Genomic DNA, 19,396 nt, shown 5'->3' on the forward strand with positions numbered 1-19,396 from the left:
ATAAAAGGAACACAACACATGGAAAAAGTATGTTTTCAGGTGTATCGCTATAATCCTGACGTAGATGCCAAACCTTATATGCAGGACTATGAGCTTGAAATTGAGCCTACAGACGTGAAACTGCTGGATGCTCTTGTTAAGTTAAAAGCCATGGATGACAGCTTGTCTTTCCGCCGCTCTTGCCGGGAAGGTATTTGCGGTTCAGACGGCATGAATATCAACGGTAAAAACGGCTTGGCTTGTTTGACCGATATTCGTAGTTTGAAACAGCCGATTAAACTGCGCCCATTGCCGGGCTTACCGGTAGTGCGCGATTTAATTGTTGATATGACTCAATTCTTTAAGCAATACCATTCTATTAAGCCTTATGTGGTAAACGATACTCCTGCGCCTGATCGTGAGCGTTTGCAAACCCAAGAGGAGCGTAAAGAGCTTGATGGTCTTTATGAATGTATTTTGTGCGCATGCTGTTCTACCGCTTGCCCTTCATTCTGGTGGAATCCTGATAAGTTCGTAGGTCCGTCTGGTTTGCTAAATGCATATCGCTTCATTGCCGATAGTCGTGATACTATTACGAACGAGCGGTTGGATAATCTGAACGACCCTTATCGGTTGTTCCGTTGCCATACCATTATGAACTGTGTTGATGTGTGTCCGAAACACTTGAATCCGACCCGCGCTATCGGTAAGATTAAAGAAATCATGTTGAAACGAGCAATTTAAATATGCCTGTTTTTGATGAAGCTGCGAAACGCAGAATACATTATCAAACACGCCGTGGACTTCTCGAGCTGGATATCCTGCTCGGGAAGTTTATGGAAAAAGAATTCCAGAATCTCAATGACGAAGAATTGGCTGTTTTTGTAGAAATTTTAGATTTGCCTGATCAGCAATTTCTTGCTTTAGTAAATCAAAAAGAGCATACAGAAGACACCCGTTTTCTTCCTCTTCTGGAGAAAATAAGGCGCGCTTGATTAAAGCGCCGTCTGAAAAGCAGCATAGCCGCATCATCATAAAGGGTAATGCGCTGAGTCTAACTTGAACAGAAAAATAAAGGAGTAAGAGATGTCCAAAACAATTAAGTTACAAGCCGATGGTAAAGAGTCATTGGAATTGCCGGTTTTAGAAGGTACTTTAGGCCCGGATGTTGTAGACATCCGGACTTTTACCAAGGGAACCGGTATGTTTACATTTGATCCCGGCTTTGTATCTACTGCAAGTTGCGAATCAAAAATAACCTTTATTGATGGTGATAAAGGCCAGTTGTACTATCGCGGTTATCCTATTGAGCAGCTGGCAGAAAATAGTGATTATCTCGAAACATGTTACTTGTTGATTTATGGTGAATTGCCTACTGCCGAGCAAAAGGCAAAATTCGAGCATACTGTTTCTCGCCACACCATGATTCACGAACAGCTGACTTGGTTCTTCCGCGGCTTCCGTCGTGATGCGCATCCTATGGCAATGATGGTTGGTGTTGTAGGTGCACTGTCTGCTTTCTATCAAGACAGCTTGGAGATCTCTGATCCTGAACATCGCAAGATTGCTATTTATCGTTTGATTTCAAAAATTCCGACGATTGCTGCAATGTGCTACCGTTATTCCAACGGCTTGCCGTTTAACTATCCTCGCAATGATTTGTCTTATACCGCTAACTTTATGCATATGATGTTTGCCACTCCTTGCGAAGATTATGAGCCGAATCCTGTTTTGGTGCGTGCGCTTGACCGCATTTTCATCCTTCATGCAGACCATGAGCAAAATGCTTCTACATCTACTGTTCGTCTGGCCGGTTCTTCCGGTGCGAATCCGTTTGCATGTATTGCAGCCGGTATTGCCAGCTTGTGGGGTCCTGCCCACGGTGGTGCGAATGAAGCCGTGTTGAAGATGCTTGATGAAATCGGTGATGTTTCCAATGTTGCAGCCTTTATGGAAGGCGTTAAAGAACGTAAATACCGCTTGATGGGCTTCGGACACCGCGTATATCGCAACATGGATCCGCGTGCAAACATCATGCGTGAAACCTGCTACGAAGTATTGAAAGAATTGGGCTTGGAAGATGATCCTCAATTCAAATTGGCAATGGAATTGGAACAAATTGCATTGAACGATCCTTACTTTGTTGAGCGCAAACTGTATCCGAACGTAGACTTCTACTCAGGTATCGTATTGTCTGCATTAGGTATTCCTGTGTCTATGTTTACCGTTATCTTCGCATTGGCGCGTACCGTTGGCTGGATCTCTCATTGGCATGAAATGATTAGCGATCCTAACCAAAAAATCGGTCGTCCGCGTCAGCTGTACACCGGATCACCGCGTCGCGATTATGTATCAATCAATAAACGCTAATATTTGATTGTTGTAAACTCATAGTTTGCAAAGGTATTTTGTATAGAGTCCATTTATTTATTAAATGTAATTAAATTACCTTTAAAAACAATGTAGAAAATATTAGCTAAGTTAAAACGTAGAGAGTAGAATAGGAATGTTTTCAGCCGGCATGTGGTATATGTCATGAAAATAAAAATTCTACTCTCTAATTTTTTATTAATTAAAGGGCAACACTCATGATGGAAGACAAGCTGAATTTTTCTTATTTATTTGGCTCTAACGCACCCTATATAGAAGAATTATATGAAAATTTCTTAAATGATCCCGAGTCTGTGGATGAAAAATGGAAGCAATATTTTACTGATTTGGCTGCCCAGCCGGGGGGTGTAGAACGGGATGTTGCCCATCGTCCTATTCAAGAATCATTTGCCAATTTAGCAAAAAAACGAGCGACTGCTGCTATTGCAGGAACTTTAGATGAAAACATGATGAAAAAGCAGGTCGGCGTGTTACGCATGATTTCTGCTTACCGCATTCAAGGAGTGGGTGCAGCGAGTCTCGATCCGTTGAAGCGTATGCCTCCCCGCAATCTTGATGCTTTGGATCCCAAATTTCATGGGTTGGATGCCTCGGATATGGCTGTTCAATTCAGTGTAGGTAAGGGTGATTTTGCCGGTAGCGACAAAATGGTTTTGTCAGATATCGTTAGTAAGTTGAAACAAACTTACTGCGGTCATATCGGTATCGAATATATGTATATCGAAAATACCGAAGAGCGCCACTGGATTCGCAATTACTTTGAATCAGCTTTGTCTACGCCTAAATTTAATGCAGATGAAAAACGCTATATTTTAAAACAACTGACTGCCGCAGAAACATTGGAGCGTTATCTGCACACCAAATACGTTGGTCAGAAGCGATTCTCTGTTGAGGGTGGCGAAAGTGCTATTGCAGGTTTGAATTATCTGGTTCAGAACGTCGCAAAAGATGGCGTAGAAGAAGTGATTATCGGCATGGCTCACCGTGGCCGTCTGAATGTGTTGGTTAACACTTTAGGCAAAAAGCCCAGCGATTTATTTGCTGAATTTGAAGGCCGTGCAGCGGCCACTCTCCCGAGTGGCGACGTAAAATACCACATGGGTTTCAGTTCGGATATCGCCACAGCTCATGGTGCGGTCCACGTTACTTTGGCGTTTAACCCCTCACATCTTGAGATTGTCAATCCGGTAGTGCAAGGCTCTACTCGTGCCAAGCAGCGCCGTCGCGGAGAAAACGGTCAAGGTCAAGTTTTACCTGTATTGATTCATGGCGACTCTGCATTTATTGGCTTGGGCGTTAACCAAGCTACTTTCAACTTGTCTAAAACACGCGGTTATACCACCGGCGGTACGATTCATTTGGTAATCAACAACCAAATCGGTTTCACCACATCAGATACGCGAGATGTACGTTCAACAGTTTACTGTACCGATATCGCCAAAATGGTAGAGGCACCGGTATTCCATGTTAACGGAGACGATCCTGAAGCAGTGTGTTTTGTTGTGCAAGCTGCTTTGGATTACCGCAAAAAATTCCACAAAGATGTTGTGATTGATTTGGTATGTTATCGCAAGCTTGGTCACAATGAAGGTGATGACCCGACTTTGACTCAGCCGATGATGTATAAAAAAGTAGCCCAACATCCCGGTGTGCGCTCATTGTATGCTGACAAGTTGGTTGCGGAAAAAGTGATTCAAGCCAACGAAGCGGAAGGTTTGATTCAGGCTTATCGTGACGCTTTGGATAAAGGCGAGCATGTAGAGCAAACCCGTTTGACCGATTATGAAAGCAAACACCGCGTAGATTGGTCTAAATATCAAGGCCAAGATTGGCGTGAAGAAGTTGAAAGCGGTTTGTCTGCTTCTGATATCAAGCGGTTGGCCGATAAGTTTACCGAAGTGCCTGAAGGCTTTGCCTTGCACAATACCGCCAAGCGTGTATTGGAAGCACGTAAAGGCATGTCAGTGGGTGAACAACCGATCGACTGGGGTATGGCCGAAACCTTAGCCTATGCCGCTTTGGTAACCAATGGCACGGGTGTCCGTATTTCAGGCGAAGACTCAGGCCGCGGTACGTTCTCACACCGTCATGCCGTATTGCATGACCAAAAACGTGAGAAAAGCGAAGATGGCGCATATATCCCTCTGAGAAACATGTCTGAAGGACAAGCCCCATTCTTGGTTATCGATTCTATTTTGAATGAAGAAGCTGTGATGGCTTACGAGTATGGCTTTGCCTGCTCGGCGCCTGATAAGTTGACGATTTGGGAAGCTCAATTCGGTGACTTTGCCAACGGTGCCCAAGTAGTAATCGACCAATTTATTTCTTCAGGCGAAACCAAATGGGGTCGTTTGTGCGGCTTGACGACTATTCTGCCGCACGGTTACGACGGTCAAGGTCCGGAACACTCTTCGGCACGTTTGGAGCGCTGGTTGCAACTGTGTTCTGAAGAAAATATGCAAATCGTGATGCCGTCTGAAGCCTCTCAGATGTTCCATATCTTGCGCCGCCAAGCATTGCGTTCATACCGTAAACCGTTGGTTATCTTTATGTCTAAGCGTTTGCTGCGTTTCAAAGACTCTATGAGCCCGTTGGAAAACTTCGTGGAAGGTTCTACTTTCCGCCCGGTTATCGGCGATACGGTAAAACGTGCTGACAACGGCAGCGTGAAACGCGTGATTTTGTGTGCGGGTCAAGTTTATTACGACTTGGCAGCAGGCCGTGCAGAGCGTAAGTTGGAAGACGATATTGCCATCGTTCGCGTAGAACAGCTTTATCCGTTCCCATACGATGAAGTTAAAGCCGAGCTCGACAAATTCCCGAATGCGAAAGATGTAGTTTGGGCGCAAGAAGAGCCGCGCAACCAAGGTGCTTTCCATCAATTGCGTCACCGCATCGAAAGAATCTTGGGCAAAGACCAAAAACTGAGCTATGCAGGCCGTCCTGCCAGCGCTTCTCCTGCTGTGGGTTATATGAGCAAACATATCGCTCAACTGAAACAGCTTGTTGAAGACGCAATGAATCTGAACTAACCATTTTGGCCGTCTGAAAACGGTTTGCGTAATTCAGACGGCCTTACACTACCGGAGAATAAAATGATTGTTGAAGTAAAAGTACCTGTTTTATCTGAAAGTGTGTCTGAAGGTACCTTGATGTCTTGGCACAAAAAAGTTGGTGAATACGTAGAACGTGATGAGATTTTGATTGACGTTGAAACCGACAAAGTCGTTTTGGAAGTTCCCTCGCCGCAAGCAGGTGTGTTGGTTGAAATCATTGCACAAGACGGCGAAACCGTAGTAGCTGAACAGCTGCTGGCCAAGATTGATACTGAAGCCAAAGCAGAAGCTTCTGAGCCTGCCGCCGAAGCCAAACCTGCCGAAGCTCCCGCTGCCGCTCCCGCAGCGTCTAATGCTCAAGCCGGTGTGGCGATGCCTGCCGCTGCCAAATTGGCTGCGGAAAAAGGCGTGGATATTGCCGGTGTTCAAGGTTCCGGAAGAGACGGCCGCGTATTGAAAGAAGATGTTCAAAATGCTTCTGCTGCGCCTAAAGCTGCTGCTTCTGCCGCTGCGCCTGTTCCTGCCGGTGTTCGTCCTGAGCAACGTGTGCCGATGAGCCGTTTGCGTGCGCGTGTAGCCGAGCGTTTGTTGGCTTCTCAACAAGAAAACGCGATTTTGACTACGTTTAACGAAGTCAACATGAAGCCGGTTATGGATTTGCGTGCCAAATACAAAGAAAAATTCGAAAAAGAGCATGGCGTGAAGCTGGGCTTTATGTCGTTCTTTGTCAAAGCTGCTGTTGCTGCACTGAAAAAATTCCCGGTAGTTAATGCCTCTGTTGACGGCAACGACATCGTTTACCACGGTTACTTCGATATCGGTATCGCTATTGGCAGCCCGCGTGGTTTGGTTGTACCGATTCTGCGCGATGCAGACCAAATGAGCATTGCCGATATTGAAAAAGCCATTGTAGATTACGCTGTAAAAGCCAAAGACGGCAAAATCGCTCTGGAAGACTTAACCGGCGGTACTTTCAGTATTACCAACGGCGGTACTTTCGGTTCTATGATGTCTACCCCGATTATCAACCCGCCTCAATCTGCTATTTTGGGTATGCACGCCACTAAAGAACGTGCCGTGGTTGAAAACGGTCAAGTAGTGGTGCGCCCGATGATGTATCTGGCCTTGTCTTACGACCACCGCATCATTGATGGCCGCGAAGCCGTATTGACTTTGGTAACCATTAAAGATTTGCTGGAAGACCCGGCACGTTTGCTGCTTGACCTGTAAGCAGTAAGCTCATATACACGGTTTCAGACGGCCTGCGGTTAGGTAGGCAGGCCGTCTGAAACGTGCATATACCATCACAATAAACGTCATAAAATAAATACAAATTAATCAGGCATTCGCTTGAATGTTTTTAAATTTCAAGGGGGCTTATGAGATATTTTTTGTTTTGCGCCGTGTGTTTTCTCTCTGCATGCGCTTCGACAAACAACGAACAATATCTGGTATCTGCTTACGACGGCAAAGGGCGTCTGCTGACCAAACGTGTAGAGTTGGGCAGCAACAAAGCAGGTATTCCTTTGGTACGTGATACTTTATGCGGGGTTTATCCTAAAGCCGTTATCCGCGTACACGAAAAAACAAGCAAACAGTTGGCTAAAGATTTTCAACCGTATTCATGTCGTTAGGAATGATCAGGCCGTCTGAAAAAGCTGTGTTTCAGACGGCTTAAACATGGAAAAGAGAAAAAGGATTTGATTATGTCTCAATTCGACGTAGTAGTTATTGGTGCAGGCCCCGGCGGTTATATCGCCGCCATCCGTGCCGCACAACTCGGTTTCAAAACTGCCTGTATCGATGCAGGCGTTAACAAAGCAGGCGACGCGCCCGCGCTGGGCGGCACCTGTTTGAATGTAGGTTGTATCCCTTCCAAAGCCTTGTTGCAGTCTTCTGAGCATTTTCATGCAGCGCAACACGACTTTGCCGAGCACGGCATTACCGTGGGCGATGTGAAATTTGATGCTGCCAAAATGATCGAGCGTAAAGACGGCATCGTGACCAAGCTGACCGGCGGTATCAAATTCCTGTTCCAAAAAAACAAAGTGGAAAGCCTGTTTGGCAAAGGATCATTGAAAGGCCGCAACGGCGATTTATGGCAGGTTGAAGTTGAGAATAAAGGCGAAAAATCCGTAGTGGAAGCCAAGCATGTGATTGTGGCTACCGGTTCGGTGTCCCGTCCGTTGCCGTTGATTGAAATCGACAATGTTAACGTGCTGGATAACGAAGGTGCATTAAACCTGACCGAAGTGCCGAAAAAACTGGGCGTAATCGGTTCAGGCGTAATCGGTTTGGAAATGGGTTCAGTGTGGAAGCGTGTGGGTTCTGAAGTAACCATTCTTGAAGCCATGCCGACTTTCTTGGCTGCCGCAGACCAGCAAATTGCCAAAGAGGCCTTCAAAGTATTCACGAAAGAACAAGGCTTGGTAATTGAATTGGGCGTGAAGCTCAATGAAATCAAAAACGATAAGAACGGTGTAACCGTATCTTACGAAGTCGGCGGTGCGGCGAAAACCGAAACCTTCGACAAACTGATCGTGTCTATCGGCCGTATTCCGAACACGGAAGGCTTGAATGCCGAAGGCGTGGGCTTGGAAAAAGACGAGCGCGGTTTCATTAAAGTGGACGGCGAATGCCGCACCAATCTGCCTAACGTATGGGCAATCGGCGACGTGGTACGCGGCCCGATGTTGGCGCACAAAGCCAGCGACGAAGGCGTTGCCGTAGCCGAGCGTATTGCCGGTCAAAAACCGCATTTGGATTTCAACACCATCCCGTTTGTGATTTACACCGACCCCGAAATCGCATGGGTAGGTAAAACCGAAGAGCAACTGAAAGCCGAAGGCGTGGAATACAAAAAAGGTACTTCCGGCTTTGCTGCCAACGGTCGCGCTTTGGGTTTGGGCAAAGCTAAAGGTACGGTAAAAGTGTTGGCCTGTGCCAAAACTGACCGCGTATTGGGCGTTCACATGATCGGCCCGATGGTTTCCGAGCTGGTAGCCGAAGGCGTGATGAGCATGGAGTTCAGCGCCAGCAGCGAAGACATCGCCCGTATCGTTCACGCACACCCGACCTTGTCGGAAGTGTTGCACGAAGCAGCTTTGGCGGCAGACAAACGCGCCCTGCACGGTTAATTGACCATTGACCTGATGTTTGAAACTGCTCCGGTTTTTAGCCGGAGCAGTTTTATTTATGCGACAAAAAACCTTCTTATCAAGCCGAATAAGGTTTTTCAGACGGCCTCTTGTGTTATTTTAAAACTATCAATGATATGATTATTTCATAATAAAACGGAAAACCTTACATGAGTATCAAACAATGGCCGGAAGGCGAACGCCCGCGCGAAAAGCTGTTGGAGCGCGGTGCGGGTGCGTTGAGCGATGCCGAACTGCTGGCGGTGTTGCTGCGGGTGGGCACGCGCGGCATGAGTGCGGTGGATTTGGCGCGCCATCTGCTCAACGAGTTCGGCAGCTTGGGCCGGCTGATGAGTGCGGAGATGAAAGAATTGTCGGCGCATAAAGGCATGGGGCTGGCGAGCTATACGCAGTTTGCCGTGGTGCGCGAAATCGGGCGGCGGATATTGGGCGAAGAGTTGCGCGAAACCGCCGTGTTGAACAATCCGCGCGAGGTTGCCGACTTTCTGCGCCTGCATCTGGCACACCAACGTGTGGAAGTAAGCCTTGCGCTGCTGCTGAACCGGCAAAACCAGTTGATTGCCATGCACGAATTGGCGCGCGGTACGGTGGCGGAAAACACTGTTTACACCCGCGAAATCGTCAAACTCGCGCTCGACGAATACGCCAGCAGTATCATCATTGCCCACAACCACCCCGGCGGTTCGCCCGAGCCTTCCGATGCCGACATCGCATTCACGCACAAACTGGCACAGGCTTTGGATTTGGTGGATATCACGCTTTTAGACCATTTCATCGTAACCGCCCGCCAAGTAACGTCTTTGCAGGAGCGCGGCTTGATGCACGCGGTGTAGAGACACATTCAAGGCCGTCTGAAAAGCGTTATAATTCCGCCATTCTTTTTTCAGACGGCCTCTTCCCTTCATGCTTTCTTCCGCCGATTTAGACTTCGACCGCCGCCATATCTGGCACCCCTACACCTCGGTGATCGATCCGCTGCCCGTCTATCCCGTCGCCCGCACCGAAGGCGTGTACATAGAGCTTTCAGACGGCCGCAAGCTGGTGGACGGCATGTCGTCGTGGTGGTGCGCGCAACACGGCTACAATCATCCCGAGCTGCTTGCCGCCGCCCACAAGCAGCTCGACACCATGCCGCACATCATGTTCGGCGGCATTACCCACGAACCCGCCATCCGTCTGTGCCAAAGCCTGAAAACCATGCTGCCCGAAAATCTCGACTGCATTTTTCTGGCGGATTCCGGTTCGGTAGCGGTGGAAGTTTCCCTGAAAATGGCTCTGCAATATTGGCATGCGCGGGGCGAAGCGCGCAGTAAATTTCTCACCATCGAGCGCGGTTATCACGGCGATACTTTCGGTGCCATGAGCGTGTGCGACCCCGTGAACTCCATGCACAATCTTTACCGTCGTTTTCTGCCCGAGCACATCTTCGTGCCAGCCCCGCAAAGCCGCTTCGACGGCGAATGGCAGCCAAGCGATATCGCCGCTTTTCAGACGGCCTTATCGCAACACCGCAACGATATCGCCGCCGTAATTCTCGAACCTGTGGTGCAAGGCGCGGGCGGCATGCGCGTGTATCATCCCGAATATTTGCGGCAGGTGCGCGCCTTGTGCGACGAATACGGCATCTTATTGATTCTGGACGAAATCGCCACCGGCTTCGGACGCACGGGCAAGCTGTTTGCCTGCGAACACGCCGCCATCCAACCCGATATTATGTGCATCGGCAAAGCCCTTACCGGCGGTATGATGACACTCTCCGCCACTGCCGCCACCCGCCACGTCGCCGAAACCGTGTGCGGCGGCGAAGCGGGCGTATTCATGCACGGCCCCACTTTTATGGGCAACCCGCTGGCCTGCGTCGTGGCCGAAGCCAACATGCAGATACTCAAGCGCAACGAATGGCAGGCGCAAGTCGCCGCCATCGAAGCACATTTTCAGACGGCCTTAACGCCGCTTGCCGCTCATGAAAACGTGGCCGACGTGCGCATTATCGGTGCCGTCGGCGTGGTAGAAACCCGCCGCCCCGTCAACATGGCCGCCATGCAGCAGTTTTTCGTGCAGCAAGGCGTGTGGATTCGGCCGTTTGGCAAGCTGGTTTACCTGATGCCGCCTTATATTATCCGCCCGCACGAATTGCAACGGCTTACCGATGCCGTAGGCGCGGCCGTTCAAAAAACAGAATTGTTTCAATAACAACAAGGAATCATCATGGATTTGAAAGAAACCCGACTCAATTCCGAGCCGATTTTTCAAGGCACGTTCATCAACATCGCCCGCGACACCATCCGCCTGCCCAACGGCAACGAAAGCATGCGCGTGGTGATCCGCCACCCCGGTGCCGCCTGCGTGCTGGCCGTAACCGACAATGACGAAGTGGTGCTGGTACGTCAATGGCGCTACGCCTGCGACCAAGCCCTGCTGGAATTGCCCGCAGGCAAACTCGATGCCGGCGAAGACCCCGCCGTCTGCGCCCTGCGCGAACTGGCCGAAGAAACGCCTTACACCGCCGACAGTGTCAAACTGTTGCACACTTTCTACACCGCGCCCGGTTTCTGCGACGAATTGATGTACCTCTACCAAGCCGAAGGCGTGCGCGAGGGCAGCATGCTGCAAAACGACGAAGACGAATTTACCGAAACCGTGCTGATGAGCCGCGAAGAAGTGAAGGCGGCGTTGAAAAACAACCAAGTTTCAGACGGCAAAACCTTGGCCGGTTTGCAATATTGGTTGTTGAATAGTTAAGCCTGTTTGGATTGAGAATGCTTTGGCTGCTGCGTTAGCAATAGCTGTAAAGATTGCAGGCGGGCAGGGCGGAGCATCGTCAAACCTTTTGAATGGCCGTAGTTTTCGCGCACATAATGATGAGGCCGTCTGAAAAAATTTCAGACGGCCTCGAAAGATTGATAGCATAAATAAAATAAATAAGTTCTTATTGCAATATCATCAAAGCAAGGCCGAGACCTTTGCAACCCCCATCTGCGTCGCATTTCTGTGTTGTGCATATGATATGTGTGCATTCGCTGTGCTGCTACGCCTTGAACTGCATCCACATCTGAGGGTTTTGCAAAAGTCTCAGGCTGGTTCACCCGTCATCAGCCCGCTTTCAAACTTTGCTCGAAGTCTTCCAGCATATCCAGCTCGAAACGGCTGAAGCCCGCGCGCTCGCGTGCTTCGATGTTGACGTAGCCGCGGAAAATAAACAAATCGTAGCGTGAAATCAAAGTGCGGAAGAGTGCAATCGGCTCCAAGTCGCGTTCTGCGCATAAATATTGATACCAACGGTTACCGATTTGCACATGGCCGACCTCGTCGCGGTAGATAATGTCGAGCACCGAACAGGTTTCCATGTCGCCTTTTTGCGCCACTTTAGCGCGTATGGCAGGGGTAACGTCCAAGCCGCGCGCTTCGAGTACGCGTGGCACCAGCGCCATACGCACAAGCGGATCGTAAGCGGTTTTGTAGGCCATGTCCCACAGATGATTGTGCGCCTCAAAGTCGCCGTAATCATAGCCGTGCGCCTGCAAACGTGCGCGCATCAGCCGGAAGTGGAAGGCTTCTTCACGGGCAACGCCGAGCCAGTCGGCAGTAAAGTCGGAGGGTAGGTTGCGGAAACGGTAGGCGGCATCGAGTGCCAAGTTGATGGCGTTGAATTCAATGTGGCAAATCGCATGAAGCATGGCCGCGTAGCCTTCGGGCGTACCCATTTTGCGGGCGCGGACAGCGGTGGAAGGCACAAGCTCGGGTTTGGCCGGGCGGCCGGCAAAGCGGAAATCGACCGGCGGTTCAGACGGCCTGTTGTCCAAAATACCTTGAGTAAACCCTGCAAAAATGTCATCGGTAAGACGGCATTTTGCTTCCGGATCAGACTCGTTTAACGCAGATAAAAGCCGGGGATAAACGGATTGTGTTGTATTCATGCGGCGGATTATACGGTAAACGGGGTTTAAATTCAGGTTAAAAGCATCAGGATTTTGCCCTTAATTCATAAGCAGTTAGTGCGCAGAGCCGCCTTTACAAGAAAGCAGGGCATGTGTGCGCTTCGGCTCAAAGTGTTGAATTTCCGAGAAAAAGGCTTAATATACGCCCTAGCAATCTGCTGGGAGCCGATTGATTGATTTTCCCGAAAGGAACACCTGAGATGATTCAGAAAAAACAAATGCTTACTGCGCTTGCCACCGTATTTGCCTTGGGCATGGGCAGCGCACATGCAGGCGCGATTGATGCGCTGAAAAAATTCAACGAAGACGCCGACGGCATCAGCGGCAGCTTCACCCAAACCGTGAAAAGCAAAAAGAAAACCCAAACGACTAACGGCTCGTTCCAAATACTGCGCCCCGGTCTGTTTAAATGGCAATACACTTCTCCCTACAAACAAACGATAGTCGGCGACGGTAAAACCATTTGGCTCTACGATGTCGATTTGGCGCAAGTGACCAAATCTGCGCAAAACCAAACCATCGGCGACAGCCCTGCTGCGATTTTGTCGAACAAATCCGCTCTCGACAGCAGCTATTCTTTGAAAGAAGACGGCTCGGCCGAAGGCATTGATTATGTGCGCGCGATGCCGAAGAAAAACAATGCGGGCTATCAATACATCCGCATCGGTTTCAAAGGCGATGCATTGGCCGCGATGCAGCTGAAAGACAGCTTCGGAAATGAAACTACCATCCGCTTCAGCAATTTGAATATGAAACCGAATCTTTCCCGCGGCACGTTTAAATTCACGCCGCCTAAAGGTGTGGATGTGTTGAGCAATTAAGCATGAGCAAGGATAGGCCGTTTCAGACGGCCGTCTGAAATCTACGGATACACCCGTTGCCGGTTGATACGGCAGCGGGTGTTTTGTTTGGCTGTGCGGTTTTTCAGACGGCCTCAAATCTTGTTAAAACAGCCCGCCGGAGACCTTTGCAAAACTCTCATTTGCGGCGCATTTCTGCGTTGTGTGCTGCCCGCTCGTTTGCCTATCTATATGATATGTCTGCACTCGCTGCGCTGCTACGCCTGGAACTGCATCCGCATCCGAGGGTTTTGCAAAGGTCTCTGCCTGTCAATCGGAATAATGATTATGCGCAGAGACACTTGCAATCCGGGCAGGCAAAGAGTATTTTCATCATTTTTAACACATCCACTTGGAAAATAATCATGGCAAGAGAAGTACCCGCCGTATTCGGCAGTGTTTTTCATCAAGACATGCCCGTCTTGGCTTTTGAAAACGGTTCGTGGCAGGAAGTGCGCTGGCAGAAATCAGACGGGATGACGCTTGCTCCGGGTGCGCATTGTCTGCATTACGGCAGCGAGTGTTTTGAAGGTTTGAAAGCGTTCCGCCAAAAAAACGGCGACATCGTGCTGTTCCGCCCCGATGCCAACATCGCGCGTATGCAGCAAAGTGCCAAACTGTTGGGTTTGCCAGTGCCGGAAACCGAGGCGTTTCGTGCCGCGTTGTTGGAACTGGTGGCACGCGCAGAAGAAGAGATTCCCGATGCTCCGGCCGCTTTGTATTTGCGCCCGACCTTAATCGGCACCGATCCCGTAATCGGTAAAGCCGGTGTCGGTTCATCCGATGCCTTGCTGTATATTTTAGCCTCGCCCGTGGGCGACTATTTCAAGGCCGGTGCGCCGATGAAGCTTTTGGTTGAAACCGAGCATATGCGCTGTGCGCCGCACATGGGGCGCGTGAAGTGCGGGGGTAACTATGCGTCTGCCTTGCCGTGGGTGACCAAAGCCCGCGAAGAACACGGTGCGCATCAAGTGTTGTTCTGCCCCAATGGCGATGTTCAAGAAACCGGCGCGTCTAACTTCGCCCTGATTAAAGGCGACGAAATCATCACCAAGCCGCTTACCGACGAATTTCTGCACGGCGTGACCCGCGATTCGGTGCTGAAAATCGCCCGCGATATGGGTTATCAAGTGAGCGAACGCAATTTCACGGTAAGCGAACTGAAAGAAGCGGTTGAAAACGGTGCCGAAGCGATTCTAACCGGTACGGCTGCGGTGATTTCTCCGGTAACTTCTTTTGTGATCGAAGGCAAAGAAATCGAAGTGAAAAGCCAAGCGCGCGGCGCGGCCATCCGCAAAGCGATTACCGATATCCAATACGGTTTGGCAGAAGACCGCCACGGCTGGTTGGTTAAAGTAAACGTTTGATGATTTTGTAGCTTTAACAGGCCGTCTGAAAAAAGATTAAACTTTCAGACGGCCTGTTTTGTCTGGGATAGGACGACTTTCGCTAACCTTCTAAACCGAAGACGATGAATATTGAGATTACTTGGGGGCAGATGCTGATTTACCTGCATACTGCCGTCGCGTTGGGCTTTATGGTGCGCGTGTTGTACAAACAGCGCAACACCGGCACGGCGTTTGCTTGGTTGATTATGTTGTTTCTGTTTCCGTTGCTCGGCGTGGCGGCGTATTTGATGCTGGGCGAGCCGCGTTTGGGCATCGCGCGCGCCAAACGGGCGGAAGAAATGAACCGCTTTTACAGCGAGTTTGCCGAGCGTTATCTGGCCGATATGGATTTGGACACTACCGATGAAGTCAGCCCGCGTTATCGGGGGATTGCCAAAGTGGCGGCAGACCCGACCGGTTTGGGCGTAACGAAAAATAACGCCATTTCTTTGCTGTCCACCACCGATGAAATCCTAGCAGCCATGAAGGCCGATATCGAAGCCGCCACGCAATCCTGCCTGCTGGCGTTTTACATTATCGACCCGCAAGGAAGGATTGAAGAGCTGCTGGATACCGTAATCGAAGCCGCCGAACGCGGTGTGGACTGTGTGATTTTGGCCGATGCGGTGGGCAGCCGCAGCTTTTTCAACAGCGCGTGGGTGGAAAAACTGCAAAATGCCGGTGTGGAAGTTCATGCCGCTTTACCGGTAGGGCCGTTGCGCACGCTGTTTACCCGCAGTGATTTGAGAAACCACCGCAAGTTGCTGATTATCGACAAAAAAATCGGTTATACCGGCAGCTATAATCTGGTTGACCCGCACTTTTTCAAAAAAAGCTCGGGCGTGGGCGAATGGGTGGACGTGATGATGCGCTGCATCGGCCCGATGGTGCTGGAAATGACCGCCGTTTTTTATGCCGACATCGCCGTCGAAAATGATCAAAATTTGGTGGAAATTCAAAAATATTTGAGCGGCTATGTAGAGATTATTCCGGCGATGATGCCTGAGAAAATGCAGGCCGGGCAGGTGGTGGCGCAAGTGATACCGTCCAGTCCCAGCCAAAACGACCGGGTGATTTACGAAACCATCATCAGCGCAGTTTACGCGGCAACCCGCAAGCTGGTGATTAGCACGCCTTATTTCGTGCCGGACGATTCTTTGCTGATGGCGCTGACCAACGCGGCAAAGCGCGGCGTAGATGTTACCCTGATTCTGCCGGCAAAAGTCGATTCGGTCATGGTGCGTTACGCTTCGCAGGCTTATTACCCGATGCTGTTGCGCTCGGGCGTGAAAATCGCGCTTTTCGACGGCGGCCTGCTGCATGCCAAAACCATGACGGTGGACGACGGCTACACGCTTTTCGGCACGGTAAACATGGATATGCGCAGCTTCTTCCTGAATCTGGAAATCAGCTTGGCCGTGTACGATAAAGGCATCACACGGCAAGTGTGGAACCTGCAAAAGCAGTATTTGGCCGGCAGCAGCTATGTGAGTATTAAAAATTGGCAGCAGCGGGCAAAATGGTGGGGCTTGGTTGAAAACGCCGTGCGTTTGATGAGTCCGTTGTTGTGATGCGGTTTTATCAATAGAGGCCGTCTGAAAATATTCAGACGGCCTCTAACCGATATGCAAAATTGGTATAACGAATGTGTAAATTAACATTTATTTACACTTTGGTCAGCAAAAGCATCAAGTATTAGGCATCATGCGGGTTTGCGCCGTTTTTAGTCGGGCGGGGAAATTCGGCATGTCAGCCTGTGCGCCGCCGCCGCAGTTGTTGCGAGGCATTCTTATCTTTAAGCAAACCCTTGTTTTGCGTCTGCAATCTGTTTCAGACGGCCTTTCAAGCCCAAACCGATAAACGTATAAGTTTGCCGCACATGCGGTTTGCAGTTGCCGCCGAACCGAATTTGATTTGGCTTGTCAAGACTGGTGTGCCTTTTAGAATTACAGTATATTGTGTTCCGATTATCGGGGTACTACTGTATCTTGTGTTTTTATAAATTCCGGGATGATAGAGATGAATGCAGCGAGCAACCTGAAAGTAACCAAAAGAGACGGTCGTTTGGAGCCTTTGGACCTTTATAAAATCCACCGCGTTATCAACTGGGCGGCGGAAGGTTTGGACAATGTTTCCGTTTCTCAGGTCGAGCTGAAATCGCACATCCAGTTCTACAACGGCATCCGCACCGAGGATATTCACGAAACCATCATCAAAGCCGCTGCCGACTTAATTTCCCAAGATACGCCCGATTACCAATATCTTGCCGCGCGTTTGGCGATTTTCCATTTGCGCAAAATCGCTTACGGCGAATTCGAACCGCCGCATTTGTTCGATCACGTTTCCAAGCTCACCGAAGCAGGCAAATACGACCGCCACATTTTGGCCGATTACAGCCGCGAAGAGTTTGAAGAACTGAACGATTATATCGATCACGAGCGCGATATGACTTTCTCTTACGGCGCGGTCAAGCAGCTTGAAGGCAAATATCTGGTGCAAAACCGCGTTACCCGCCAAATCTACGAAACGCCGCAGTTTCTGTATATTTTGGTGGCCATGTGTCTGTTTGCCAAATATCCGAAAGCCACCCGTTTGGATTATGTGAAACGCTTTTACGATGCCGTTTCCACCTTCAAAATTTCCCTGCCTACGCCGATTATGTCGGGCGTGCGCACGCCGACGCGCCAATTCTCAAGCTGCGTGTTGATTGAGTGCGACGACAGCCTCGACAGTATCAACGCCACCACCAGCGCGATTGTGAAATACGTTTCGCAACGTGCGGGTATCGGCATCAACGCAGGCCGTATCCGCGGCTTGGGTAGTGAAATCCGCGGCGGCGAAGCGCAACACACCGGCTGTATTCCGTTTTTCAAAATGTTCCAAGCTGCGGTTAAGTCTTGTTCGCAAGGCGGCGTGCGCGGCGGTGCGGCCACTCTGTTTTACCCCCTGTGGCACATCGAAGTGGAAAGCTTGTTGGTGCTGAAAAACAACCGCGGCGTGGAAGACAACCGTGTGCGCCATCTCGACTACGGCGTGCAAATCAACCGTCTGCTTTATACCCGCCTGATTAAAGGCGGCAACATTACTTTGTTCTCGCCCAATGAAGTGCCCGGCTTGTACGAAGCGTTTTTTGCCGATCAAGACGAATTCGAGCGTTTGTATACGCAATACGAGCAGGATCCGAATATCCGCAAACGTGCGTTGCCTGCGACCGAACTGTTTTCATTAATGATGCAGGAGCGCGCCGGCACCGGCCGCATCTACATTCAAAACGTCGATCATTGCAACACGCACAGCCCGTTTGATCCCAAAGTCGCGCCCGTGCGCCAATCCAACCTGTGCTTGGAAATCGCCTTGCCGACCAAGCCGTTAAACGACATCAACGATCCGAACGGCGAAATAGCATTGTGTACCCTGTCGGCGTTCAACTTGGGCGCGTTGGAAAGTTTGGATGAGCTCGAAGGCTTGGCCGATCTCGCCGTCCGCGCATTGGATGCTTTGTTAGATTATCAAGATTACCCTGTTAAAGCGGCCGAAATCGCCACCATGAACCGCCGCACCCTCGGCATCGGCGTGATTAACTACGCCTACTATTTGGCGAAAAACGGTGTGAAATACAGCGATGATTCCGCTATTCCTTTGACCCACCGTACCTTTGAAGCCATTCAATATTACTTGCTCAAAGCCTCGGTAGAACTTGCCAAAGAATTCGGTGCCTGCCCGCTGTTCAACGAAACCACCTATGCGCAAGGTAAACTGCCGATTGATACCTACAAAAAAGATTTGGATGCCATCTGCCAAGAGCCATTGCATCTCGATTGGGAAAGCCTGCGCGCCGACATCGTGAAGCACGGCCTGCGCAATTCAACCTTAACCGCCTTGATGCCGTCTGAAACCAGCTCGCAGATTGCCAACGCCACCAACGGTATCGAACCGCCGCGCGGTTTGGTGTCTGTAAAAGCCTCGAAAGACGGTATTCTAAAACAAGTGGTGCCTGAATTCGGCCGTCTGAAAAACCAATACGAACTGCTGTGGCAAATGCCTTCCAACGACGGTTATTTGAAACTTGTCGGCATTATGCAGAAGTTTGTCGACCAAGCCATTTCCGCCAATACCAGCTACGACCCGCAACGCTTCGAAGGCGGCCGCGTACCGATGAAGCAACTGCTGAAAGATTTGCTCACAGCCTATAAATTCGGCTTGAAAACCCTGTATTACCACAACACCCGCGACGGTGCGGACGATACGCAGACTGACTTGCAGGACGACGGCTGCGCGGGGGGAGCTTGTAAGATATAAAGACAAAATAATAGCTTGGTACACTGCAATGTACCAAGCTATTTAGAAGAGATTCAACGTACTGCAATACGTTGTTCTGTTTAGGTTGTGAGTGCAAAACCTAACAGCACTATCTCATGAAGTTCTTGTTGAGGAACTCACGTGGATTATATCAGAATTCGAGGTAGTGGTAGCCAATTTGCGCCTAATTTATTTTTAGGAGGGAGGTTACTATGCAACAAAAGATAGTACACGTTCGTTCTTATATCCGATTTAGATTGGGTAAAAGTGAATTTGTCTGTGCACATGTGCGTTCACTACCGAGACGCTAATTAAATTGTAAAAAGTAAGTCGGCTTGAAAAGCTGAC

15 protein-coding genes are annotated in these 19,396 nt (G+C 49.8%); 14 read left to right on the forward strand and 1 reads right to left on the reverse strand.

The features are described from left to right. Positions 1-18: 18 nt before the first annotated feature. The 10 genes from LVJ85_RS05140 to LVJ85_RS05185 all read left to right on the forward strand — a co-directional run bounded on the left by LVJ85_RS05140 (position 19) and on the right by LVJ85_RS05185 (position 11,326). Positions 19-723, forward strand: a complete 705-nt coding sequence (locus LVJ85_RS05140; RefSeq protein WP_244742097.1) for a succinate dehydrogenase iron-sulfur subunit — start codon at positions 19-21, stop codon at positions 721-723. A gap of 2 nt (positions 724-725) precedes the next feature. Next, on the forward strand, positions 726-974 hold the full coding sequence (locus tag LVJ85_RS05145) for a succinate dehydrogenase assembly factor 2 (protein ID WP_085363225.1): 249 nt from the start codon (positions 726-728) through the stop codon (positions 972-974). A 91-nt stretch (positions 975-1,065) separates the two neighbouring features. Beyond that, complete coding sequence (gene gltA, locus LVJ85_RS05150) at positions 1,066-2,349, forward strand: citrate synthase (RefSeq protein WP_244742099.1); 1,284 nt, start codon at positions 1,066-1,068, stop codon at positions 2,347-2,349. Between the two features lie 218 nt (positions 2,350-2,567). Further along, positions 2,568-5,402: a 2-oxoglutarate dehydrogenase E1 component gene (locus tag LVJ85_RS05155; RefSeq protein ID WP_244742102.1), complete on the forward strand. Its 2,835-nt coding sequence runs from the start codon at positions 2,568-2,570 to the stop codon at positions 5,400-5,402. Positions 5,403-5,465: 63 nt separating this feature from the next. Next, positions 5,466-6,656 carry a 2-oxoglutarate dehydrogenase complex dihydrolipoyllysine-residue succinyltransferase gene (gene odhB, locus LVJ85_RS05160; RefSeq protein WP_115133546.1) on the forward strand — a complete coding sequence of 397 codons (1,191 nt, stop codon included), beginning with the start codon at positions 5,466-5,468 and terminating at the stop codon, positions 6,654-6,656. 149 nt (positions 6,657-6,805) lie between these two features. Further along, a complete protein-coding gene (locus tag LVJ85_RS05165; RefSeq protein ID WP_244742105.1) occupies positions 6,806-7,060 on the forward strand; it encodes a hypothetical protein in 255 nt (84 codons plus the stop codon). Between the two features lie 72 nt (positions 7,061-7,132). Beyond that, positions 7,133-8,563 (forward strand): dihydrolipoyl dehydrogenase, encoded by a 1,431-nt coding sequence (gene lpdA / locus LVJ85_RS05170; RefSeq protein WP_244742108.1) that lies wholly within the window; start codon positions 7,133-7,135, stop codon positions 8,561-8,563. A gap of 170 nt (positions 8,564-8,733) precedes the next feature. After that, positions 8,734-9,417 (forward strand): DNA repair protein RadC, encoded by a 684-nt coding sequence (gene radC / locus LVJ85_RS05175; protein WP_244742111.1) that lies wholly within the window; start codon positions 8,734-8,736, stop codon positions 9,415-9,417. A 70-nt stretch (positions 9,418-9,487) separates the two neighbouring features. Next, a complete protein-coding gene (bioA, locus tag LVJ85_RS05180; protein ID WP_244742114.1) occupies positions 9,488-10,777 on the forward strand; it encodes an adenosylmethionine--8-amino-7-oxononanoate transaminase in 1,290 nt (429 codons plus the stop codon). Positions 10,778-10,792: 15 nt separating this feature from the next. Further along, a complete protein-coding gene (locus LVJ85_RS05185; RefSeq protein WP_244742118.1) occupies positions 10,793-11,326 on the forward strand; it encodes an NUDIX hydrolase in 534 nt (177 codons plus the stop codon). Positions 11,327-11,676: 350 nt separating this feature from the next. On the opposite strand, the gene LVJ85_RS05190 is transcribed toward LVJ85_RS05185, so the two are convergent. Then, positions 11,677-12,501 (reverse strand): ferritin-like domain-containing protein, encoded by an 825-nt coding sequence (locus LVJ85_RS05190; protein WP_244742120.1) that lies wholly within the window; start codon positions 12,499-12,501, stop codon positions 11,677-11,679. A 221-nt stretch (positions 12,502-12,722) separates the two neighbouring features. Here LVJ85_RS05190 and lolA point away from each other — a divergent pair, with 221 nt between their 5' ends. The 4 genes from lolA (at position 12,723) to nrdA (ending at position 19,048) form a co-directional block, all read left to right on the forward strand. Further along, positions 12,723-13,343, forward strand: a complete 621-nt coding sequence (lolA, locus tag LVJ85_RS05195; protein ID WP_244742123.1) for an outer membrane lipoprotein chaperone LolA — start codon at positions 12,723-12,725, stop codon at positions 13,341-13,343. Positions 13,344-13,726: 383 nt separating this feature from the next. Then, positions 13,727-14,728, forward strand: coding sequence for a branched-chain-amino-acid transaminase (gene ilvE / locus LVJ85_RS05200; protein WP_244742127.1), 1,002 nt, complete (start codon positions 13,727-13,729; stop codon positions 14,726-14,728). A 104-nt stretch (positions 14,729-14,832) separates the two neighbouring features. Beyond that, the gene (cls, locus tag LVJ85_RS05205; RefSeq protein ID WP_244742129.1) at positions 14,833-16,320 is read left to right on the forward strand and encodes a cardiolipin synthase; all 1,488 of its coding nucleotides are present in this window, start codon (positions 14,833-14,835) and stop codon (positions 16,318-16,320) included. 448 nt (positions 16,321-16,768) lie between these two features. Next, positions 16,769-19,048: a class 1a ribonucleoside-diphosphate reductase subunit alpha gene (gene nrdA, locus LVJ85_RS05210; protein WP_244742132.1), complete on the forward strand. Its 2,280-nt coding sequence runs from the start codon at positions 16,769-16,771 to the stop codon at positions 19,046-19,048. Positions 19,049-19,396: the final 348 nt, after the last annotated feature.

The sequence above is a fragment of the Neisseria sp. Dent CA1/247 genome (assembly GCF_022870825.1).
Lineage (GTDB): Bacteria > Pseudomonadota > Gammaproteobacteria > Burkholderiales > Neisseriaceae > Neisseria > Neisseria zoodegmatis.